This is a genomic window from Lentzea sp. NPDC051208 (genome assembly GCF_040682435.1).
Lineage (GTDB): Bacteria > Actinomycetota > Actinomycetes > Mycobacteriales > Pseudonocardiaceae > Lentzea > Lentzea kristufekii.
In genome coordinates this window covers 383,884-405,514 of record NZ_JBFBAW010000001.1, presented here as the reverse complement: position 1 = coordinate 405,514, position 21,631 = coordinate 383,884, and the positions used below count along the sequence as shown (strand labels likewise).

Annotated in this window: 20 protein-coding genes; 7 read left to right on the top strand and 13 right to left on the bottom strand. The window is 71.2% G+C overall.

Annotation, left to right across the window (positions count from 1 at the left end):
- Nucleotides 1–33 precede the first annotated feature (33 nt).
- Both AB0M48_RS01655 and AB0M48_RS01650 read right to left on the bottom strand, forming a co-directional pair.
- Nucleotides 34–1,350, bottom strand: a complete 1,317-nt coding sequence (locus tag AB0M48_RS01655; protein WP_363835270.1) for a cytochrome P450 — start codon at nucleotides 1,348–1,350, stop codon at nucleotides 34–36.
- A 134-nt stretch (nucleotides 1,351–1,484) separates the two neighbouring features.
- A complete protein-coding gene (locus AB0M48_RS01650) occupies nucleotides 1,485–2,672 on the bottom strand; it encodes a GNAT family N-acetyltransferase (protein ID WP_363835265.1) in 1,188 nt (395 codons plus the stop codon).
- Between the two features lie 63 nt (nucleotides 2,673–2,735).
- On the opposite strand from AB0M48_RS01650, the gene AB0M48_RS01645 reads away from it, so the two are divergent.
- Complete coding sequence (locus AB0M48_RS01645; protein ID WP_363835263.1) at nucleotides 2,736–3,473, top strand: methyltransferase domain-containing protein; 738 nt, start codon at nucleotides 2,736–2,738, stop codon at nucleotides 3,471–3,473.
- On the opposite strand, the gene AB0M48_RS01640 is transcribed toward AB0M48_RS01645, so the two are convergent.
- Genes AB0M48_RS01640 through AB0M48_RS01625 form a run of 4 tightly spaced genes read right to left on the bottom strand, consistent with a single transcriptional unit; the run spans nucleotide 3,474 to nucleotide 8,333 of the window.
- Nucleotides 3,474–4,223, bottom strand: coding sequence for a DUF899 family protein (locus AB0M48_RS01640; RefSeq protein ID WP_363835262.1), 750 nt, complete (start codon nucleotides 4,221–4,223; stop codon nucleotides 3,474–3,476).
- Between the two features lie 49 nt (nucleotides 4,224–4,272).
- Nucleotides 4,273–5,121 (bottom strand): hypothetical protein, encoded by an 849-nt coding sequence (locus AB0M48_RS01635; RefSeq protein WP_363835260.1) that lies wholly within the window; start codon nucleotides 5,119–5,121, stop codon nucleotides 4,273–4,275.
- Between the two features lie 16 nt (nucleotides 5,122–5,137).
- Entirely contained in the window at nucleotides 5,138–6,730 is a 1,593-nt protein-coding gene (locus tag AB0M48_RS01630; RefSeq protein ID WP_363835258.1) for an ABC-F family ATP-binding cassette domain-containing protein, read from the bottom strand.
- Entirely contained in the window at nucleotides 6,723–8,333 is a 1,611-nt protein-coding gene (locus tag AB0M48_RS01625; protein WP_363835256.1) for an ABC-F family ATP-binding cassette domain-containing protein, read from the bottom strand. The genes AB0M48_RS01630 and AB0M48_RS01625 overlap by 8 nt, the downstream gene beginning before the upstream one ends.
- Before the next feature lie 217 nt (nucleotides 8,334–8,550).
- Between AB0M48_RS01625 and AB0M48_RS01620 the strand changes: the two genes are divergently transcribed.
- Together AB0M48_RS01620 and AB0M48_RS01615 are read left to right on the top strand one after the other, a co-directional pair.
- Nucleotides 8,551–9,477 carry a patatin family protein gene (locus AB0M48_RS01620; RefSeq protein ID WP_363835254.1) on the top strand — a complete coding sequence of 309 codons (927 nt, stop codon included), beginning with the start codon at nucleotides 8,551–8,553 and terminating at the stop codon, nucleotides 9,475–9,477.
- Nucleotides 9,478–9,559: 82 nt separating this feature from the next.
- Nucleotides 9,560–11,032, top strand: a complete 1,473-nt coding sequence (locus AB0M48_RS01615; RefSeq protein ID WP_363835252.1) for an amidase — start codon at nucleotides 9,560–9,562, stop codon at nucleotides 11,030–11,032.
- On the opposite strand, the gene AB0M48_RS01610 is transcribed toward AB0M48_RS01615, so the two are convergent.
- A complete protein-coding gene (locus AB0M48_RS01610; protein ID WP_363835251.1) occupies nucleotides 11,022–11,975 on the bottom strand; it encodes an alpha/beta hydrolase in 954 nt (317 codons plus the stop codon). The genes AB0M48_RS01615 and AB0M48_RS01610 overlap by 11 nt on opposite strands.
- Before the next feature lie 67 nt (nucleotides 11,976–12,042).
- On the opposite strand from AB0M48_RS01610, the gene AB0M48_RS01605 reads away from it, so the two are divergent.
- Complete coding sequence (locus AB0M48_RS01605; protein ID WP_363835250.1) at nucleotides 12,043–12,630, top strand: helix-turn-helix transcriptional regulator; 588 nt, start codon at nucleotides 12,043–12,045, stop codon at nucleotides 12,628–12,630.
- Here the strand turns inward: AB0M48_RS01605 and AB0M48_RS01600 are convergent.
- Entirely contained in the window at nucleotides 12,617–12,757 is a 141-nt protein-coding gene (locus AB0M48_RS01600; protein WP_363835249.1) for a hypothetical protein, read from the bottom strand. The genes AB0M48_RS01605 and AB0M48_RS01600 overlap by 14 nt on opposite strands.
- Before the next feature lies 1 nt (nucleotide 12,758).
- Between AB0M48_RS01600 and AB0M48_RS01595 the strand changes: the two genes are divergently transcribed.
- The gene (locus AB0M48_RS01595) at nucleotides 12,759–13,217 is read left to right on the top strand and encodes a hypothetical protein (RefSeq protein WP_363835248.1); all 459 of its coding nucleotides are present in this window, start codon (nucleotides 12,759–12,761) and stop codon (nucleotides 13,215–13,217) included.
- Nucleotides 13,218–13,386: 169 nt separating this feature from the next.
- Here the strand turns inward: AB0M48_RS01595 and AB0M48_RS01590 are convergent, their stop codons facing one another.
- Nucleotides 13,387–13,515, bottom strand: a complete 129-nt coding sequence (locus AB0M48_RS01590; RefSeq protein ID WP_363835247.1) for a hypothetical protein — start codon at nucleotides 13,513–13,515, stop codon at nucleotides 13,387–13,389.
- A gap of 128 nt (nucleotides 13,516–13,643) precedes the next feature.
- Between AB0M48_RS01590 and AB0M48_RS01585 the strand changes: the two genes are divergently transcribed.
- Nucleotides 13,644–13,775: a hypothetical protein gene (locus tag AB0M48_RS01585; RefSeq protein WP_363835245.1), complete on the top strand. Its 132-nt coding sequence runs from the start codon at nucleotides 13,644–13,646 to the stop codon at nucleotides 13,773–13,775.
- Here the strand turns inward: AB0M48_RS01585 and AB0M48_RS01580 are convergent.
- The 3 genes from AB0M48_RS01580 to AB0M48_RS01570 are packed head-to-tail and all read right to left on the bottom strand — an operon-like array spanning nucleotide 13,757 to nucleotide 17,818.
- On the bottom strand, nucleotides 13,757–15,100 hold the full coding sequence (locus tag AB0M48_RS01580) for a carboxyl transferase domain-containing protein (RefSeq protein ID WP_363835243.1): 1,344 nt from the start codon (nucleotides 15,098–15,100) through the stop codon (nucleotides 13,757–13,759). The two genes, AB0M48_RS01585 and AB0M48_RS01580, sit on opposite strands and share 19 nt — an antisense overlap.
- Nucleotides 15,084–16,490, bottom strand: coding sequence for an acyl-CoA synthetase (locus tag AB0M48_RS01575; protein ID WP_363835241.1), 1,407 nt, complete (start codon nucleotides 16,488–16,490; stop codon nucleotides 15,084–15,086). The genes AB0M48_RS01580 and AB0M48_RS01575 overlap by 17 nt, the downstream gene beginning before the upstream one ends.
- Nucleotides 16,491–16,495: 5 nt before the next feature.
- Nucleotides 16,496–17,818, bottom strand: a complete 1,323-nt coding sequence (locus tag AB0M48_RS01570) for an SLC13 family permease (RefSeq protein WP_363835239.1) — start codon at nucleotides 17,816–17,818, stop codon at nucleotides 16,496–16,498.
- A 145-nt stretch (nucleotides 17,819–17,963) separates the two neighbouring features.
- Between AB0M48_RS01570 and AB0M48_RS01565 the strand changes: the two genes are divergently transcribed.
- Nucleotides 17,964–18,665 (top strand): FadR/GntR family transcriptional regulator, encoded by a 702-nt coding sequence (locus tag AB0M48_RS01565; protein ID WP_363835237.1) that lies wholly within the window; start codon nucleotides 17,964–17,966, stop codon nucleotides 18,663–18,665.
- Here the strand turns inward: AB0M48_RS01565 and AB0M48_RS01560 are convergent.
- The gene (locus AB0M48_RS01560; RefSeq protein WP_363835235.1) at nucleotides 18,643–21,624 is read right to left on the bottom strand and encodes a TIM-barrel domain-containing protein; all 2,982 of its coding nucleotides are present in this window, start codon (nucleotides 21,622–21,624) and stop codon (nucleotides 18,643–18,645) included. The two genes, AB0M48_RS01565 and AB0M48_RS01560, sit on opposite strands and share 23 nt — an antisense overlap.
- Nucleotides 21,625–21,631: the final 7 nt, after the last annotated feature.

Below are 21,631 nucleotides of genomic sequence, written 5' to 3'. Positions count from 1 at the left end.
TGGGTGTATCAGGCCATCCCCCACCCGACTCCGTTAGAGAACCTGCTGGATCGGACTGGGCTGCGCGCCGAGGTGCATCGGCATCGAGTGCAGCCCGTAGACGATCGAGAGCTTGCGGAACGACAGGTCGCCCGGCGCCACCGCGAGGCGCATCTCCGGGAACCGCTTGACGAGCGCCGGGTAGGCGATCCGCAGCTCCATCTTCGCGAGCTCGGCGCCGATGCAGCGGTGCGCGCCGTAGCCGAACGCGAGGTGCTGGCCGGCGGCACGCTCCGGGACGATGACGTCCGGGCTCGGGTACGCGCTCGGGTCGCGGTTCGCCTGGGACAGCGAGCACGCCACGATGTCGCCCGCCTTGATCTTCGTGCCAGCGACCTCGATGTCGTGGCGCGCGATCCGCAGGAACGCCACCGACACGACGCTCAGGTGCCGCAGCAGCTCGTCGACCAGCCCGTTCACGGCCTTCTCGTCGCCGAGGGCCTGTTCGCGCAGGCCGGGGTCGCGCAGCAGCGCGAGGGTGCCGAGCGAGATCATGCTCGCCGTCGTCTCGAACCCGCCGGTGAGCAGGCCGTCCGCGAGGCCCGCGAGCTCGTCGTCGCCCAGGTCGTCGCCGTGCTTGCGGACGAGTTCGCCGAGCAGCCCGTCGGTCGGGTTCAGCCGCTGGGACCGCACGAGCTCGCGGAAGTAGACGATCGACTCCGACACGGCCGACAGCGAGGTCGTGGCCGCGCCACCGAGGTCGAACCGCGAGACGCTGCGGCGCTGGAACTCCTCGCGCTCACTCGCGGGCACGCCCAGCAGCTCGCAGATCGTGAGCGCCGGCACGGTCATCGCGAAGTGTTCGACGAGGTCGACGGGACCGTCCTTCATGGACATCAGGTCGAGCTGGTCCGCCACGATCGCCTCGATCCGGGGCACGAGCCGGGAGAGGCGGCGCATGGTGAACTCCGGCGTCAGCACCTTGCGCAGTCGCGTGTGCTCCGGCGGGTCGCTGAACCCCAGCCCGCCCGGTGCCTCGTCGGAGAACAGCCCCAGCTCGCGCAGGTGCCCGAAGTCGTTGCTGAACGCCTCGGAGTCCACGAGCACCTGCTTGGACGCCTCGTAACCCGTCACCAGCCACACCGTGACCGGCAGCGGCAGCCGCGTCACCGGCCCGTGGGCCTGCATCCGCGCCAGCTCCGGCACGGGGTCCAGGCCGTTGCGCCGCAGCGGAGCGAGCACTCGCGACGGCACGAACCAGGACGACTCGAGGTCGAACCCGGTCTTGCTGAGGTGCGCGAGGAACCGCTTCCCCATCCACTCGGTGACGCGCGACCGGACGTCGGTCGCTGACTGCAGAACTTCCCACATGACGCGGCTGTCCCTCCGGCGGAAAGGGGGTTTACGGGTTGATGATGTGCAACGGAACGGACAATAACGACGTGACCGTCCGTTCGCGTCATACCTGGGCCTAACGCGCCGTCATACTTTGGTCCAGACGTCCATCAGAACCAGTGCAGGCAATGCGGAGGGCGTTCGGCACGGAACAGAGCGTCAGCATTGACGGTGCAGCCGTGTGCCAGGACATGTCCGGCGCGGACGAGAGTACTGGGTGCCGTCCCTCCCAGGTAGATCGAGCCCAGGTCACGCACGTCCAGCGACAGGTCCGGAGCACGGGTCGTCCCCACGCATTCGGCCTTCCCGTCCTCGACGGTCAGCAGGTAGCGGTGGCGCTCCCCGAGGAACGGGTCGTCGACGTCGAGCACGATCTCACCGTCGGTGAGCCAGCCTCGCGCGGTCAGCGCCCTCGGCACGTCCAGCAGCCTCACCCAGAGCCAGTCCATCTCGCCGCTCGTCGGCCCCGCGTTGAAGTCCGCGAGCATCCACCGCAGCGGATGGTCCGTGGGGACGTGCTTGAACACCACCTCCGTGACCAGGTCGTGGTCCAGCGCGAACCGGGCGAGCGCCGCGAACACGGCGTCGTCGGCGGCGATGGTCTCGTCGATCGTCAGCGTGCCGCCGTCGAGCACGTAGGTGGCATATCCGTCCGGAACGCCGTGAGCGTCGCGGTGCACGGCGACGTAGCGCGGCGCCGGCGCGACGGGAGGCATGCCCGCTCCCAGCGCCCACCAGCGGTGCGGCCTCGACAGCGCGCCGGGCTGGGTGCGGCGGTAGCGGTCGTAGACCTCCTCCAGCACCTCGGTGGCCTCGGACCGGGGGAGGACCTCGATCGCTCCCGCGCGGACCTGAGTCCTGAACGCGCTCTGGCCGCGCTGCACGGTCACACGGCGCGTGAAGGTCGCCGGGCCGTAACCGAACCTGCCGTAGATCCCGCCCTCGGTCGCCAGCAGCACGGAGAGGAACTCGCCACCGTCCCGCAGTGCGCCGAGCTGGTACCGCATCATCGCGGTGAGGACCCCGTGGCGGCGGTGCGTCGGCAGCACGCCGACCGAGCTGATCCCGGCGGCCGGGACGACGACCGCGCCGGGCAACGTGAGTTCGAACGGGTACGAGATCGCCGTTCCGACGAGCTTGCCCCCGGTCTCGGCGACGACACCGCGGTCCATCTCGACGGCCGACCACCAGAGGCCGCCGCCGTTCTCGTCCGGTGTCTCGGGGAAGCGCCCGAACGCGGTGTGGACGGTGCGGACGAAACCGTCGAGGTCCTGGGCGGTCGTGGCACGGATCTGCACGCGCCACAGTGGACCGGGCCGAAGCAGCCGGGCGCAAACGCGTTTTCTGGCAAGGTCTGCGCCGTGACGAGTGCAGAGGACTTCGACCGCTGGTACGCCGATCGGGCCGCCTCGCCGCTGGCCGACGACCTGGTGCGGCGGACGCTCGGCCTCCCGCCGGGCCTGGAGTCGACCAGCCTGCTGGGCGGGCAGGGCCTCGACGAGGTCGTGCCGGCGCTGCGCCTGGCGCAGGGCCGGGTGCTGCTGGACCTCGCGTGCGGCCGGGGCGGGTACGGACTGGAGATCGCGCGCCGCACCGGCTGCCGGCTGGTCGGTGTGGACTTCTCCGCCGTGGCCGTCAAGCAAGCCAGGCAGCGCAGTGACGGAGGCGACTTCCGGGTCGGCACGCTGACCGCCACCGGCCTGAGCGCCGGTTCCGTGGACGCGGTGCTGATCGTCGACTCCGTGCAGTTCGCGGAGTCCAAGCCGGACGCGCTGCGGGAGTGCCTGCGCGTCCTGCGGCCCGGCGGGCGGCTCGTCATCACCTGCTGGCAGGCTGCCGAGCCCGGGGACGAGCGCGTGTGGCGCCGCATCCGCGAGCTCGACCTCGCCCGCCAGCTTCCCGAGGCCGGCTTCACCGACGTCGAGGTGGTCGACCGGCCGCAGTGGCGTGAGCGGGAGAAGCGGATGTGGGAGGAGGCCCTCGCCACCGACGCACCCGGCGACCCCGCGATGGTGTCCATGCAGACGGAGGCGCGGAGCGTCCTGGCCGGTTTCGACCAGAAGCGCCGCGTTCTCGCGACCGCGACCAAACCCCGCTGATCAGTGGCAGTGGCCCTGCCGCCCCAGCGTCTGCACGGGCGTCGCGCCCGGACGGGTCCACTGCGGCACGGGCCTGCTGTCCTCGCCCCAGCTGGACTCCCCGCCGGCGTTCGTCCGCCAGAACCACCCCGCCTGCCGTGACTCGGGCCAGCCCTCCGGGTGCTGCTCCCAGACCTCGCCACGCCCGTGCACGGTCATGTCGAGCAGCGCCAGCGACCCGTTGACCGCCTCACAGCCGCGCGCGGTCGTGGAGTAGGTGAGGAACGTGCGGTCGCCATCGCGCAGGTAGCTGGTCAGGTACCCCATGTCGCCACCGGCGGGACCGTCCACTCCGCGCACGGAGTACCAGGGCTGGGTGTAGCCCATGAACTCCACGAACGGCGCCACCTCGTCCCAGGCACCGGTGGTCAGCATCGCGAACGAGACCCCGCGCGCGTTGAGGTAGGCGGCGTCGCCGAAGTGCCACGGCACGTGGGTGCAGCCCTCGCACTGCCCCTGGTGCGGCGCGCCGTCCCACCACATGTGCTTGTAGACGACGAGCTCGTCACGCCCCTGGAACAGCTCCACGAACGGCACGGGCCCGTCGGCGCCGACGACCTCGACCTTGCCGTCGAACTCGACCATCGGCAGCTTCCGGCGTTCGGCCGCGATGGCGTCGCCCTCGCGGGTGTGGGCCTTCTCGCGGACCAGCAGCGCGTCGCGGGCCTGCTGCCAGGTGGCGAGGTCGGCGACGGGCGGGCGTCCGGTCATGATCAGTCCTCCGTGGTTGCGCGAGTGTCCTTGCACAAGCACGTCGAAGCTATTTCCGCCGTCTCGACATCTCATGCCGGGTGACGTTGTCGTCCAGCCGAAGTTTCCTCGGACGGCACGGCAACGGATCGTGGCGGAGGTAGGGCTCCCACTGCCCGCCGGTCCTCGGCAGGTACGGCGGCTTGTCGTTCGCCAGCCAGAGCCACAACTCGGCCGAGATCGGTACGGCCGTCCCCGGCACGGGCCAGGGCTCGCCGGTCTGCGGATGCCGGGGCACCATCAGGAGATCGGCCCGGGCGGTCAGGCCCGGCCCGGCCAGCGCCAATGTCCGCGGAGGTCGTCCCGGCGGTCGCCACGAGTCGAGATGACTCTGGAAGAGGTCGTGGACAGGTCCGTCCGCGGCGAGCACGGGCGCGTCCTGCGCCGCGAGCAGCACGCCGGCGAGCGCGGCCCCGGCCGCGATCCCCACGCGTCTGGGCCACCACAGCTCGCTCTCGGTCAGCGACACGCCGTCCCAGTCGAACGCGTCCCACGGCCGGACCGGATCCGGCTCACCCGAAGCCCGGACCGCGCCGGGTTCGAACCGCACCACCTGCCACCGCGAGCAGTCGTCGACCCGTGTCGCGACCGCCCGCCCGCACGCGCAGGCGAGGTTCGGGTCGGCGCTGTCCACTCCACAGCACCCGCCCTCGGGGTGGTCGTCCACCCAGGACAGGCCTCGTACGTCCCCAGGCCCGACGAGGAAGTCGCCCTGTGCGGCGTAGGTGCCGTGCGGCAGAAGAGCCGGGGTGAAGCTGGTCTTCCTGTCCCAGTGGTAGTGCTCGTGATCGGGCCGGTCGACCTGTCTGAGCGGAACGGTCAGCGCGGCACCGCACGCCACGCACTCGAACACCACCATGAGAACCCCCGGACCATCATCCGGAACCTGTCCAGCGAGTTAACCCGATCTCGGCGCCCTCCCAACGGTTGCGCAGCCACCGGTCGTGGCTCGCGAGCACGATCGCGCCCGGACCCGGCCCCAGCGCGTCCTCCAGCTCGTCGCACAACGTCGGCGACAGGTGGTTGGTCGGCTCGTCGAGCAGCAGCAGGTGCGGCGGGTCCGCCACGAGCAACGCCAGCGCGAGGCGGCGTTGCTGGCCCACGGACAACGCGCCGACGGGCTTGCCCAGGTCCCACTTGTGCAGCAGTCCCAACGATTCCAGCGGCACCTGCGCGATCCGTTCGGCGCCGAGCGCGCGGCCGTACGTGGCCCGTGCGGTGAGGCGGGGGTTCGCGAACGACGTGTCCTGGTCGAGCAGTCCGATGCGGACGCCGGGCTGCCGCCGCACACCCCCGGCCGGGAGGTGGCCTGCCAGCACGTGCAGCAACGTCGACTTGCCCGCGCCGTTCGGGCCGGTCACGAGCAGGCGGTCGCCGTCGCGCACGTCGAGGAAGTCGAGCGCGAGGCGGCCGGGCACCCGGACCTTCCGCAACGACACCAGGTCCCCGGCCCGCAGCGCCACCGAGTCCGGCGCGAACCGCAGCGGGCGCGGGGGAGCGGGCACGGCGTTGCGCTCCAGCTCTTCGAGGCGCCGGGTGGCGTTGCGGACGCGGCGGGAGATCTGGCTCTGCACGCGGTTCGCCCGCACGCCGTAGCCCATCTTGTCGCTGTCGCGCATGGCCCGGTTCGGCGCGACGCGGCCCGCGATCAGGCCGAGCGAGTCGCGGACCGCGGCCAGCTCCTCCTGTTCCTCGGCGTATCGACGCTCCCAGCGGTCGCGGTCGGCGCGCTTCTGCCGCAGGTACTCGCTGTAGGTGCCGCCGAAGCGGACCGGCCCGTCCACCGCCGGATCGAGGTCGACGAGGTCGGTGCACACCGCGTCGAGGAACGCCCTGTCGTGGCTCGCCAGCACGACGATGCCGGGCAGCGCTCGCAGCTGCTCCTCCAGGAACGCGGCCGCGTCGTCGTCCAGGTGGTTCGTGGGTTCGTCCAGCAGCAACGCCGACGGCCGCCGGATCACCAGCGCGGCCAGGTCGAGCCGGCGCCGCTCACCGCCGGACAACGACCCGAGCGTGCGCTCGTGGGCCACCTCGCCGAGTCCGAGTCCGTTGAGGACGATGCCCGCCCGGCGGTCCGCGTCCCACGCTTCGTGCCGTTGCGCGAGTTCCAGCCGTTCCGAGTACTCCTCCAGGTACGCGGGGTCGGCGACCAGCGCACCCAGCCGTTCCAGCTCGGACAGGTCCTCCCGTGCCTCGGCCAGCGCGTCGTCCAGCACCTGGGCGACGGTCGCCGAGTCCGGGAACGGCATCTCCTGGCGCAGGAAACTCAGGTCCGGCGGCCGTGTGACGACGCCTCCGTCGGGCTGGTCGACGCCCGCGAGCAGCCTCAGCAGCGTCGACTTGCCCGCGCCGTTCTCGCCGATCAGCCCGATGCGGTGGCCGGGGGCCGCGGTCAGCGACACCCCGTCCAGCACGCGCCGGCCACCGAATCCGCGCACCAGTTCGGTGGCGACCAGTGCCTCAGCCATGCGCGGCCTCCAGCAACTTGCCGCCGTCCAGGCGCAGCCGGCGGTCGATCCTCACCTCGCTCAGGAACCGCTCGTCGTGGCTGACGACGACGAACGCGCCCTGGTACGCGTTCAGCGCGCTCTCCAGCTGTCCGACGCTGACCAGGTCGAGGTTGTTCGTCGGTTCGTCCAGCAACAGCAGCTGCGGCGCGGGTTCGGCGAACAGGACGCACGCCAGTGTGGCGCGCAGCCGTTCGCCGCCGGACAGCACCGCGACCGGCAGGTGCGCGCGCGAACCGCGGAACAGGAAGCGCGCCAGCAGGTTCATCCGCTCGGCAGGGGGCATCGCCGGGGCGAACGCGGCCAGGTTCTCCGCCACCGTGCGGGAGTCGTCGAGCAGGTCCAGCCGCTGGGACAGGTACGCGACCCGGCCGTCGGCCCGTTTCACCTCACCGCTGTCCGGCGTCAGCGAACCGTGGACCACCCGCAGCAGCGTGGACTTGCCGGCGCCGTTCGGAGCGGCGAGCGCGATGCGTTCCGGCCCCCGGATCACCAGCGAGAGGTCGTCGAACAGGTCCCGCACCCGGATGTCCGAGCCGAGGAACACCGTGCGGCCCGCCGGGACCGCCGTCCGCGGCAGCTCCAAGCTGATCCTCTGCTCGTCCTTCAACGCCCGTTCGGCCTGGTCGAGCTTCGAGCGGGCCGCGCCGAGCCGGGCCGCGTGCGTGCCGTCCGCCTTGGCCGCCGACACCTCCGCGTTGCGCTTCATGTTGCCCGCGAAGATCCTCGGCAGGCCCGCGTTCGAGAGGTTGCGTTGCGCGTTGGACGCCCGGCGCGCGGCACGTTCGCGGGCCTGCTGCATCTCGCGCTTCTCGCGCTTGACCTCCTGCTCGGCGCTGCGGACGTTCTTCTCCGCCACCTCGCGCTCGGCCGCCACCGCCTCCTCGTAGGCGGAGAAGTTCCCGCCGTAGAAGCGGATCTCGCCGCCGTCGAGCTCCGCGATCCGGTCCATCCGGTCGAGCAGCTCCCGGTCGTGGCTCACCACGAGCAGGCACCCGCGCCAGTCGTCCAGCACGTCGTAGAGGCGGTGCCGGGCGTCCAGGTCGAGGTTGTTGGTCGGCTCGTCGAGCAGCAGCACGTCCGGCTGCTTCAGCAACTGGGCGGCGAGGCCGAGCGAGACGACCTGCCCGCCGCTCAGCGTGCCGAGCACCCGGTCGAGCGCGAGATCACCGAGCCCGAGCCGGTCGAGCTGGGCGCGCGTGCGTTCCTCCAGGTCCCAGTCGGTGCCGATGGTGGTGAAGTGCTCCTCGCCGACGTCACCGGACTCGACGGCCGCGATGGCGCGCAGCACGTCCGCGACACCGAGCACCTCCGCCACGGTCAGCCCGGCGGTCAGCGGCAGGTCCTGCGGGAGGTGGCCGAGGACGCCCTCGACGGACACGCTGCCCCCGGACGGCGTCAAAGCGCCTGCCACGAGCTTGAGGAGCGTCGACTTGCCGGCACCGTTCGGGGCAACGAGACCGGTGCGCCCGCCCGGCACCGAGACGGACAGGCCGTCGAACACGGGGGTGTCGTCCGGCCAGGAGAAGGACAGGGACGACACGACGATGAATGCGTCGGACATGGGTGTGAGACCTCGGAGATGTGCCGCGCGCGGAACGACCACGCGTGTGGAAGAAGGGGACGACTGAACGGCCATCGCGGACGATGGCCTGTCACATCCAGGGCTCACCCTGAGATGTCGTCTTCACCCACCAGCACGTCGAGCTCCTCATCGAGGGCGGTTGATCTCACTTCCACATTAGCAGCGTGGCGGAAGGTGCGCGGATAGGGTTTCGGGCATGACGGTTCTCGAGTTGCTGCGCGAGCGCAGGCGGCAGCAAAGCGTTCCAGGGCAACGGAACGACGACGCGCGGCTCGTCCTGCTGGTCGAAGGCGGGAGCTCGCGCGGCGTCTACTCCAGCGGCATGACCGTCGCGATCGAACGGCTCGGGCTGCTGCCGCTGTTCGACGCCGTCTACGGCAGCTCGGCGGGATCGCTGAACGCCGCCTGGCTGCTGTGCGGCCGGGCGGACAGGAGCAAGCACGCCTGGTGGGACCCGGCCGTCATGCGCACCACCATCAACCCGAGGCGCGCGTTCACCCGGCGGCCGGTCGTGGACACCCACCACCTCGTCCACACCATCTACACGGAGGTCCACCCGATGGGCTTCCAGGAGATCCTCGACAACCCCGTCGAGTTCCACCCGATGGCGACGGACGGTCTCACCGGTGAGGCGACCGACCTGCACGGCCACGTCCGCGACACCCTGAGCCTGCAGACCGCGCTGCGGGCGTCGACCGCGATGCCGTTCCTCGCGGGCGACCCGGTGATGATCGACGGCCGCCCGTACGTCGACGCCGGGCTGAGCGAGACGATTCCGGTGAGGACCGCACTCTCCCAGGGCGCCACGCACGTCGTCGCCCTGCGCACGCGGCGCGAGGACGAGTTCCTGGGCGTGCCGCCGTCCCGTGGCGAACGCTTCGTGCTGTCGCGGTGGTTCGCCCGCCACGCGCCGGGCGTCGTGACGGCCTGGTTGCAGCGCGAGGACATCAGGGCGCTGGACGAGAAACTGCTCGCGTCCCATCCCGCCTGCCTGCAGATCCGGCCGCCGCTCGGCAGCGCGACGATCGGCCGCACCGAACGCCGCCCGCGCGTCATGCAGGCCGCCCTCGACGTCGGTGTGGAGGCGGCGATGAACGACCTCGCGGGGTGTCTCGTGTCCTGACCCTTGTGGACGTGCACCCGCACCCCTGTCGCTACAACTCCTCTCTGCCGGTGATGCGGGGCCGAGCAGTTACCTTGAGCGCGTGGACTTCGACGAGTACCGGAAGTACGACGCCACCGGGCTGGCCCGGCTCGTCGCGGACGGGCAGGTGTCCGCGGCCGAACTCCTCGCGGTGGCGAGGGAACGCGCCGCGGAGGTCAACCCGCGGCTCAACGCGATCGTCCGGGACGTTCCGGCCGAACCGTCCGACGACCTCACCGGCCCGTTCGCCGGGGTGCCGTTCCTGATCAAGGACCTGGGCCAGGACTACGCGGGCCTGCCGACCTCGAACGGGTCGCGCTCGCTGAAGGCGCTGAAGGTCGCCGCGCACTCGACCGTCGTCCAGCGCTGGATCGACGCCGGCCTGGTGATCTTCGGCAAGACCAACCTGCCGGAGTTCGGGGCCAAGGCGATCAGCGAGTCGGCCGTCTGGGGTCCGGCGCGCAACCCGTGGGACCTGGAACGGACGCCCGGTGGTTCGTCGGGCGGTTCGGCGGCCGCGGTCGCCGCCGGGATCGTGCCCTGCGCGGGTGCGAACGACGGTGGCGGCTCGACCCGGATCCCGGCGGCCTGCTGCGGGCTCGTCGGACTGAAGCCGGGACGCGGCCTCACGCCGTTCGGGCCGGAGACCGCCGAGATGATGCACGGCGCCGCGGTGCAGGGCGTCGTCTCGCGCACGGTCCGCGACACGGCCGCGATGCTCGACGTCATCTGCGGTGGTGAGCCGGCCGGGCCGTACTCGCCCGCGATGCCGCCGGAGCCGTTCGCCTCCTACGTAGGCCAGGCTCCCGGCAAGCTCCGGATCGGCGTGCGGGTGCCGTCGGCGATCAACCCGGACCCGCATCCCGAGGCGGTCGCGGCCGTCGCGTCGGCCGTCCGCGTGCTCACCGATCTCGGCCACCACGTCGAGGAACTGCCGCAGGCGCCGTTCGACGACGCGGTGCTGGCCAAGGACTTCCTGCTGACGTGGTTCGTCAACCTCGCGTGGAAGGTCGCCGACGCCAAGCGCCTGACCGGGGCGCCGGACGTCGCGTTCGAACGCGACACGCTGCTCATGGCCGCCCTGGGACGGGCCACGAGCAGCGTCGACTACGTGGACGCCGTGCAGCGGCGGCACGAGCACACCCGCCGCCTCAGCACCTTCTTCGAGTCCTACGACCTGCTGCTGACGCCGACGCTCGCGACCCCGCCGCCCAAGGTGGGCCAGTTCGACCTGCCGGTGTCGTTGCAACGGGCGACCGACGTGCTGCTCAAGACCGGCACGGCCCGGTTCCTCAAGCACACGAAGATCGTCGACGACATGATCGGTGAGAACCTCGGCTGGGTGCCGTACACGCAGCTCGCGAACATCACCGGCAGGCCCGCCCTCTCGCTGCCGCTGCACTGGACGGCGGACGGGCTGCCGCTCGGCGTCCAGTTCGTCGCGCCGCTCGCGGGGGAGGCGTTGCTGATCAAGTTGGCGGCGCAGCTGGAAGAGGCGCTGCCGTGGTCCGATCGCATGCCGCTCATGAGGTGAGGAAGCGCAGCAGTTCGGTCGTGACGAACTGCGGATTCTCCTCGACCAGCCAATGTCCCGCCTTCGGGACGTCGAGCGCGCGCACGATGTTCGTCATCCGCGGTGCGGCCGTGCCCTTGATCGCCTCGGCCTGGCCCTCCGCGGCCATGACCAGGGCCGGGGCCCGGACCGGCCGGGCGGCCTCGGTGTCGCGGACGTCCTGGTCGAGCGCGCGGTACAGCTCGAAGCCGTTCGAGAGGGCTGAGCTGTAGGTGCGCGCGTACTCGTCGATCTCGTTGTCCGCGAACGGATTCTTCGTCGACGTGCCGCCGAACGCGCTGCCCTGGTAGGAGACCTGCGGGTAGAAGAGCTCGAGGTAGTCGCGGACGTCGTTCTGGACGATCGCCTCGGGGACCTGGGGCTGCGAGTGGAACGCGATGTGCCAGCTGAGCGTGCGGTACGTGCGCGCGTCGATCGCCGGGCCCGGTAGCGGCAGGTCGAGATAGCCCAGGCGCGCGGTGTCCTCCGGGAACTGGCTGGCGTACTGGAACGCGACGGCCGCGCCGAGGTCATGCCCGACGACGGAGGTGTTGCGGAGACCGAGCGCGCTGGTCAGCCCGTGGACGTACCGCGCGAGGGTGGCCTTGTCGAAGCCCCGGGGCTTGCCGGTGCTGTCGCCGAGTCCGGGCAGGTCCAGCGCGTAGACGGTGTGGTGTTCGGCGAGCGCGGGCATGATCGGCCACCAGCCGTACCAGGTCTGCGGCCAGCCGTGGATCAGCACGACCGGGCTGCCGCTGCCGCCGGTCACGTAGTGCATCCGCACGCCGTCGACGTCGGCGAACTCGTGCCGGAAGGTCTTCTGGAAGGCCGGGTCGTTCTGGGTGACGGCGGCGTGCGCCGGAGTCTCCTGGGGCGTGGCACAGGCTGTGACCAGGAGCAGCAGGGCGAGGACGAGGCGTTTCATGCGGCCAGCTTGGGCGGCGGTTGCTGATTCTGGCACGAAAACTTGCCACTGTGGCAAGCTCGGGCCCGTGAACCGCGAAACCGAAGACGTTCTCGACGGGGTGGGCGCGCGGCTGCGGACGTTGCGCCGGCACCGCGGCATCACCCTCGCCGACCTCGCGACGACCACGGGGATCTCGGAGAGCACCCTGTCCCGGCTGGAGAGCGGGCAGCGGCGGGCGACCCTGGAACTGCTGCTACCGCTGTCGCGCGTGTACGACGTGCCGCTGGACGACCTCGTCGGTGCCCCGCGGACCGGCGATCCGCGCATCCACCTCAAGCCGATCCACAAGTACGGCATGACGTTCGTGCCGTTGTCGCGGCGGCCGGGCGGGGTGCAGTCGTTCAAGATGCTCATCCCGGCCGTGCCGCAACCGCTGGAACCGACACTGCAGACGCACGACGGGTTCGAGTGGCTCTACGTCCTGAATGGACGGTTGCGGCTGGTGCTCGACGACCTCGACCTGACGCTGCCGCCCGGTGAGGCCGCCGAGTTCGACACCTCGAAGCCGCACTGGCTGGGCAGTGCGGACGGCGGCGCGGTCGAGCTGCTGATCCTGTTCGATCCGCAGGGGGTGCGCACGCACGTCCACGCCGGCCGGATCAGCTCCGGTTGAGCCGCACCATCGCGACCACGCTGATCAACGTCGCGATCGCGACGACGATCCCGTAGCCGATGGCCATGGACGACGCGCCGACGACACCGACGAACAGGCCCGCGAAGGAACTGGAACAGGCAGGCATCGTGGAGCGCCAGGTCGCCCCGGCGCCCGCCCGAGGCGTCGTCTACGCGCTGACCCCCGTCGGCCAGTCGCTGGAGCCGGCCCTGCTGTCGCTGGCACGCTGGGGTGCGACGCAACTGGGCGAGCCGCAGAAGGGCGACGTCGTCACCCCCGAGGGCATGGTGCTGAACCTCCGCGTCGTCTTCCAGCCGGCGCAGGCAGCCGGTCTAACGGCGTCGTGGGAGATCCACGTCCGCGACGTGGTGGTGCACGCGGTGGTGGACGACGGCGAACTGCTCACCGGCCTGGGCCCCGCACCGGTAGGCCCCGACCTGACCATCACCGTGGAACTCGCCGACGACGAACTGGCGTCCTACCGCGCGATCGTCAGCTCGATGCGGGACGGAACGGTGGAGCTGGCCGGCGACCGCGAGCTGCTGGGCACCTTCCTGCGCGTGTTCACCGTCCCGCGCGCGGCCTGAGCGCCACCGAGCCCGCCGGGAGCAGTCCGGCGGCGGGCAACGTGCGCGGGCAGGCCTGTGCGGGCAGGTGAGGGTCGCCGCCCCTGGATGTTTTCGCTTCCGCACCGCATGTCCGCAGCGACCCGTGTGGCTCGACCGGCGTGATCGCCTGCGCGGGCCGCGGCTCTGGCTAGCCGCCGCCGCTGCTGCCGCCCACCGCCGCTGCCGCTGCCCGCCACCGCCTGCCACCACCACCGCCTGCCACCACCACCGCCTGCCACCACCACCGCCTGCCACCACCACCGCCTGCCACCACCACCGCCTGCCACCACCACCGCCTGCTGCTGCCGCCTGCCGCTGCCGCGCGCTGTCTCTGTGGCGCCCGCCGCCACTGCTGCCACCTCCGCGTGCAGTCGCCGCTGCCACCGCCGAGCACCGCGCCCCAGCTTGCCGCTCCCGGTGTCGGCGCACTGGGGCGCGGTGCCGAAGAAGAAGGAGCCGTTCTACGGCGTGGCCGGACTCGTGATCACCCGCGTCCCGAGTCCGCTTCTCACCTTCGACTACCCGGCCGTGGCCTGATCAGCGGACTGGCCGAGCTGGGCGATCCCCCTCGCCACACCCAGCTCGACCAGGTCCTGCGGCCGCAACCGCAACTCCTCCGCAGTCTGCCGCGCCCGAGCCGGGTCCCGTTTCAAGATGGCGTTCGCCAGCTCGGGTGAGATCACCGCGAAGTAGCAGTCCGGCGTCACCCACATCCGATCCGGTGCGGCGAACGCCAGCGCGCCACCGGATCCGCCCTCGCCGATCACCAGCGTCGTCACCGGCACCCGCGCTGCCGCGATGGCGGTGAACATGTCCGCGATCGCGGCACCCACCCCGGCCTTCTCGGCGGCCTCGTCGTTGGCCGCACCCGGTGTGTCCACGAGCGTCAGCACCGGGATCCCCAGCCGGTCCGCGAGCCGGACGAGCCGGGCCGCCGTGCGGAACCCCGCGGGCCGGGTCGCCGTGCCGCACTGTGCCGCGTAGGCGACGGTCTGCCCGTCGCGATGCCCGAACCCGCACAGCACTCCTGGATCGACGCCACCGCTGCGATCCCCGCTGATCGGTTCGTGCCACTCGAAGTAGGAGGCGAGGTACTCCTTGGCGCGCGGACGGCCCAGAGTGCGGGCGCGCACCACCGCGTCCCAGCCGGTCTTCGGCAACGTCGTCTGTCCCAGCGCCGGTGGCACGGGGGCAGAGCCGCCGGACGTGGTGAGCAGCCGCAGCCAGCGCTCCAGGCGGTCGCGCAACTCCTCCGGCGGCACGAGCTGGTCGACGAGACCGGCTGCGAACTGCTGCGTCACCGAATACCCCGGCGGACGCACCCGTGAGCCGGCGAAGCCGACCTGCGCGCCGCGCAGTCCCAGCACGACGTCCGCGCCCGCCCCGAGCGTGGCCCAGCCGCCTCCGGTCGTGGGATCGCGCAGCACGGCGATGTGCGGCAGCCCGGCCTCTCGGGTCAGCGTGAGCTGCCGGGCGATCCTGGGCAGCTGCATCAACGCGAGCGTGCCCTCCTGCATGCGGCTGCCACCGGTCGCGACCAGCGAGACCACCGGCAGGCCGAGGTCGCGGGCGTGCGTGAAGGCCTGCTCGATGCGCGCGCCGGTGCGGGTCCCCAGTGAGCCGCCGAGGAACCCGAACTCGAACGCCACCACCGCGGCCGTGACGCCGCCGATCTCGGCGACCCCGCAGACCACGGACTCGTCCTCACCGGTCGAGGCGGCCGCCCGCGCGAGCTGGTCTCCGTAGCCCGGCCAGCCGAGGGGGCCGTCGCCGATCGAGGGGCCCAGGTCGTCCGGCAGCTCGGCGAACGACGACGCCACCCGCCCGATCACCTCACGGGCCGACTCACGCCCGTAGGGCACGCTTCATCACCTTGCCCATGTCGTTGCGCGGCAACGACTCCACGAACCGCACCACCCGCGGCCGCTTGTGCGGGGTGAGCAGGCGTGCCACGTGGTCGGCCAGCTCGTCCGGGGACGGCTCCGTCCCGGCGGGCACGACCCAGGCGACGATCCGCTCGCCCAGGTCGTCGTCGGGTTCGGCGGTCACCGCCACCTCCTTCACCCCGGGGTGTTCCAGCAGGGCGTTCTCGATCTCGCCGGCGCCGATCTTGTAACCGCCGCTCTTGATGATGTCCGTCGCCTTGCGCCCGACGATGCGGTAGTAGCCGTCCTCGTCGCGCGTCCCCACGTCGCCGGTGCGGAACCAGCCGTCCGCGAACGCCTCGGCGGTGGCGTCGGGCCGGTTGAGGTACTCGGTGAACAGGTTCGGCCCGCGCACCTGGATCTCGCCGATCGCACCGGCGTCGTCCAGCGTCTGCCCGGCGTCGTCGACCAGCCGCACCTCGACGCCCGGCAGCGGCACGCCGACCGCGCCCGGCCTGCGGTCGCCGTCCGCGCGGACGCTGGTGTTCATCAGCGTCTCGGTCATCCCGTACCGCTCGACCACGCGCTGCCCGGTCGCGGCGGCGATCCGCTCGTGGTCGCGCACCGGCAACGCCGCCGAGCCCGACACCAGCAACCGCGCCCCGCTCAACGCGTTGGCGAGCTTCAGGTCGTCGCCCACTTCCTCGGCGATGCGGTGGTACATCGTCGGAACGCCGAACACCATCGTGCCGTCACCGTCGAGAGCCCGCGTGACGGCGTCGGTGGAGAACTTGCCGAGGTGGTGCACCGTGCCACCTCGTCGCAACGGGCCCAGTACGCCGAGGATCAGCCCGTGCACGTGGAACAACGGCAACGCGTGCACCAGCACGTCCTCCGCGGTCCACTCCCAGGCCTCCGCGACCGCGTCCAAAGTGGACACGATCGCCCGGCGCGGCAGCACGACGCCCTTGGGCGCGCCGGTGGTGCCCGAGGTGTAGACGATCAACGCCGGGGCCTCGCCACCGGGATCGGCGAACGGCGCGGCGACCCCGCCGCCGAGTGTGACGTCCAGGCGGGGCACCGGCTGCAGGCCTGGGGGAAGCTGGACTCCGGGAGCGGCGAGCACCGCGGCGGGCGCGCTGTCCGCCACGATGTGCGCGAGTTCCCGCTCGCCGACCTTCGGGTTGAGCGGCACGGCGGGCACTCCGGCGAGCAGGGCCGCGACCACCGCGACGCACGTCTCGATGGCCGGGGTCGCCCAGATCGCCACCCGAGGCAGGCCGGACAGCTGCTGTGCCAGAGCCCCGGCGCAGGCGCCGAGCTCGGCGTGGGTGAGGGTCCGGTCGCCGAAGCGGAGGGCGACGCGGTCGGACTGCAGAGCGAACATCAAGGTCACCAGATTCCCGGGACGACGAGGGCGAGCCAGACCAGCGGCGGTGCCGCCGCGACCATGATCCCGCCGTAGACCATCAGTTGCTTGAAGAACTTGTCGCGGTCGACGTCCTGCGCACCGGCCAGCACCAGGGCACCGTTGGTGGAGAACGGACTCACGTCGACCACGGTCGCCGACACCGCCAGCGCCGCGATCAGGCCGATCGAGCTGACCTCGCCCAGCAGGAGGAACGGCACCGCCAGCGGGATCAGCGCACCCATGATGCCGACGGACGAGGCGAACGCCGACACGATCGCGCCGATGTAGCAGATCAGCAGGGCGGCGAGCAGGGGAGCACCGACACCGGCGACCGAGTCGCCCGCCCACTTGATCGTGCCCATCGTCTGCAGCACGGCGACGTAGGTGAGGATGCCGCAGATCAGCAGCACCGTCGGCCACGTGATCTGGGTGATCGCGTGCTTGGAGGTCTCCGGCCACACCACGCTGAGCAGCACGGCCACCGTGATCGCGGCGAGGCCGACGTCGAGGTCGAACACCAGCGCGGCGATCACGAGGGCGGCGAGACCGAGGAGGGTCGCGATGCGGGGCGCGGTCAGGGCGACGCGCTCTTCCGCCACGTCAGTCACGTCGCGGGTGTCGTCGTCGCCGACTCCGCCGCCGAGAGCGTCGTCGCCGCCACCACCGGTGCGGGCCAGCGCGGGCGCCTCCAGGGGTTGCCTGGCGAGCTTCATGCCGCCCAGCACCACGAACACCACGGCGGCGATCAGCAGGTTCACCACGAGACTGGCCAGGAACAGCACGATCTCGTTGCCCGGCAGGCCTTCCTTCGCGACGATGCCGTTGACGATCGTGCCGTAGATGCTGATGGGGGAGAACCCGCCGGCCTGCGCGCCGTGCACGACCATGACGCCCATCAGCAACGGGCTGATCCGGTACCTGGCCGCGAACCCCATCGCGATCGGCGCCACGATCGCGACCGCCGCCGGACTCACCGCGCCGATCGCCGTCAGCACACCCGTGATCGCGAACATCACCCACGGCATCAACGCGATCCGCCCGCCGACCAGCCGGATCGCCATGTGCACCAGCCAGTCCGTGGTGCCGTTGGCGCGGGCGATGGCGAACAGGAACGTCACCCCGACCAGCACGACGAACAACGAGCCGGGGAAGCCTTTGAAGATGTCGTCGGTCTTCATGTCCGCCACCAGCGTGCCGACCCCGAAGGCCGCGGCGAAGGCGAGCGCACCCATGTTGATCGACCTCGTCGTGGCGATGACGAACACCACGACCAGCACGAGTATCGAGATCAGTTCGGCGGACATGCGGGGCTCCCGTCGTTGGGGCTGTCCGGGTGGATGGCCTGAGCTGGCTCAGTGGTCAAGTGGTTCAGCCACTTTCCGCCCACGGTCCAGCCGCTGTCAAGAGGTGGCCTAGTGGCTGAGCCACTTGACCGGTTATCCTGGGACGATGTCCGAGGCACTGCGGCCCATGGTCAAGTCCCGCCTGTACGAGCAGGTGCTCGAACGCCTGCGCGCGCACGTGGTCGAGGCGGGCCTGAGCGCGGGGGACAGGCTGCCCGCCGAACGCGACCTCGCCGCGAGCCTCGGCGTGAGCCGCGCGTCCATCAAGCAGGCGATCGTGGTCCTGGAGGTCCAGGGCCTGGTCGAGGCACGGCACGGCGGCGGCACGTACCTGGTCCGCGACAGCCTCGACGTCGAACCGGTCGAGCAGCTCGTCGAACGCCGCAAGCGCCTCCCCGAGGTGCTGGAGGCCCGCGAGGCGCTGGAGACCAAGCTCGCCGAACTGGCCGCCGAACGCCGCACCGACGCCGAGCTGGAGACGATCCGCGAGGCGCTGGACTACATGCGGGACGAGATCGGCGGCGGTGACAACGGAGTGGAAGGGGATCGCCGCTTCCACGCCGCCGTCACCGCCGCCGCGCACAGCTCGCTGCTGGCCGACTTCATGAAGACCATCGCCGGTCAGATCACCGAGAGCCGCACCGAGTCGCTGCGCCAGCCGGGACGCCCGTCCCGGTCACTGGCGCAGCACACGGCGATCTACGAGGCCATCGCCGCGGGGGACGCGAAGAAGGCCGCCGCGGCGATGCGGAAACACGTCCGCACCGTCGCGAAGGTCAGGCTGCTCACCTGGGTGCCCGAAGACTGACCACCGCCGGCGAGTTGCGCGCCTGCACGACGTGGCTGGACCCGTCCGCCTTGTGCACGACGAACTTCCAGTCCCGCTTGGACACCTTGCCGGACAGCAGGACGATCGTGTCGCCGTGCTGGATGATCCGCGTGCGTCCGCCGTCCTCGTACAGCGTGAACTCGCCCTTGGCACCGGCCGTCACGTGCACGGTCAGCGGGCCGGCCGGGTTCTGCACGTCGTTGGCCACGTTCTCCGACCGCTCCACCACCATGCCGCCCGCGCGCATGAACACCGGCATGGTGTCCAGGCCCGCGCTGACGGTCGCCCAGGTGTTGCCCTGGTAGACCTGCCCGGTGAAGTAGTCGGTCCACTGCCCCGGCGGGAACCAGACGCGCGTCGAACCGGTGTCGCCGGGCGTCGTGATCGGCGCGACCAGCACGTCCGGCCCGAGCAGGAACTGGCTGTCCACAGTGGAGTAGGCCTCCGGACTGCCCGGGTACTCGAGCCACGCCGGCCGCTGGATCGGCACGCCGGTGCGGTTCGCCTGCTCCGCCAGCGAGTAGATGTACGGAACGAGCCGTTCGCGCAGGTTCAGGAACTTCGTCGCCGAGGCTTGCGCGGCCGCCCCGTACTGCCACGGCAGCCGGTCGCCGTGGTTGCTGTGCAGCCGCGTGATTGGCTGGAACGCGCCCAGCTGCACCCACCGCGCGTACATGTCGTCCGGCATCTTGGTGGTGTAGCGGACCTGGCCGTTGTCGAGGTAGGTCTCCGAGCCGCGCAGCCCGGTGGTGTCGTTGTGGCCGCCGATGTCGTGGCTGATGTTCGACATCCCGGTCGCCACGCCCTCGGCCGAGGTGTAGCCGATGGTCGCCTTCAGCGTGCCCCACGTCGACGACGTGTCGCCGGTGAAGTGCAGGGTCGAGCGCTTCTCCGCCCACGGACCGGTCGGCAACGGCCCGGAGCCGCTGTACCCGCCCGCCTGCAGCGAGCCGAACCCGCGCGAGAACGCGAACGCGCCGATCTTCGCGTACTGCTCGTTGATCCACGAGTCGGGCGTGACCCCGCGCAGCGACGAACCCGAGCCGTCACAACACCAGTCGAGCCACCAGAAGTCGGTCGGCATCTTCTGGTGCAGCTCCAGGTAGGCGCGCAGCTGGTCCGGGTCGCCCCAGTCGAACACGTAGCAGTTCGTGCAGGAACCCTTGGCCAGCTTGCCCTTCGCGGTCGCCTGCGCGCGAGCGAAGTCGGGGTCGTCGCCCTGGATGCTGGGGTGGATGTTGAGCGTGCTGTGCAGCCCTTCACCGTGCGCCCAGTCGAGGAAGCCCTGTGGATCCGGGAACTTCGTCTGGTCCATGCGCCAGCCGTTCCACAGGTTGTGCCCCTTGAAGTCGGTGTCGACCACCAGCACGTCCAGTGGTACACCGTGCTGCCGGAACGCCGGCAGGATCCGGTCGCGGAAGTCGGCTGCGGTCCGGTCGATGTACTCGGAGTACCAGACACCGTAGGCCCAGCGGGGCAACAACTTCGGCCCGCCGGTCAGCGCCGTGAGATCTCCGAGCGCCGCCTTGTAGTTCTGGCCGTAGCCGAACACGTAGCCGTCCTGGTACGGCTGCGCACCCCGATCCACGCGCGGAGTTCCGTTGCGCAGGGCGGAAGTCGTGTCGTCCAGCAGGTACCAGCCGTCGCGGTACATCAGGCCGGGCGTCAGCTGGGGATCACCGCTGTTGCCCGTGTAGCCGTCGAGCGAACGCCGGTAGCCGCCGAGCGCCAGGTGCTGGACCGGGTTGTTGATCCCGACGGTGTCCAGGTTGACGTGGCAACCCGCGTCCGGGCACGTGACGGTGAGGTCGGAAGTGCCCGCGGGCAGGGAGACCTGTGCCGTCGCGGTGGACCACGTGGCCCAGTTCGCCGTGACGGGCAAGCTGATCGCCTGACCGTTGATCAGCACGGTCCGGGCCTCGTGCTTGCCGTCGCCGCCGACACCGTTGGCGTAGCGCAGCACCACGGGATACGTGCCCGCCGCCGGAACGCTGGTCACGCGCTGGCTCAGCCGCGTGCCGCCGACGAGTTCGGCGACGAACCCGGTGCCCGCGAACCCCGCGTGCTCGACGGCGATCTTCGCACCGGTGATCAGGCCGTTCTCGGCCTCGCAGCTCGTGCCGAACCGGCAGTCGTCCACCGCTCGCACGCCGGGGTACGACTGGTCACCGCTGAGCAGAGCAAGGCTGTCAACGTTCACGTTGCCCGAATCGGCGGCACCGCGCGTCAGGGAGACGCGGTGTTCGCCCGCGGACAGGTCGACGTCCGTGGACACCTGCTGCCAGGCACCCCAGTCGGCGGTCGCGGGCAGGGTGATCTGACGGGGAGCCTGCCCGTCGACGGCGAGCCCGAGCGTGCGGCTCTCGTGCTTGCCGTCGCCGCCCCGGCCGTTCGCGTACTTGACGACCAGCCGGTGCCTGCCGGCGCTGACAGCACGCACCGTCGCCGTGATCCCGTTGTTGGCGTAGGAGAACCCGGCGACGAACCCGGCACCGGAATGGCCGGGATGATCGGCCGCGACCAGCAGGCCTTCCCGTTGCTGGTCCTCCGCCTCGCAGAGCTGCCCGGTCGCACAGACCACCCGCCGCCACGGGGACGCGGTCGTGCCGGCCGTCTTGATCTCGAGGTTGTCCGCGCGGAACGGCCCGGACCCCACGCGGTACCGCACGGTCATGGCCGACGTGGTGATGGTCAGCCAGCCGTCCTGCACGCGCGAGGTGTAGGCCGTGCGGGGGAAGGTGCGATTTACAACGTTGTAAGTGCCCTGGTCCTCAAAGCGGCGGTCCCCGGCGAATTCGGAACGAACCAGGGTGGGGGAGAGGATCTGGAACCTGGCCTGCCCGGAGACCACCGTGCCGCCTGGCTGGGCGGTCGCGGGTGCGGGGAGGACCAGGCTCAGGAGGGCTAGCAGAGGGACGATCGTCGTGCGTTTCCGCATTCGTGCT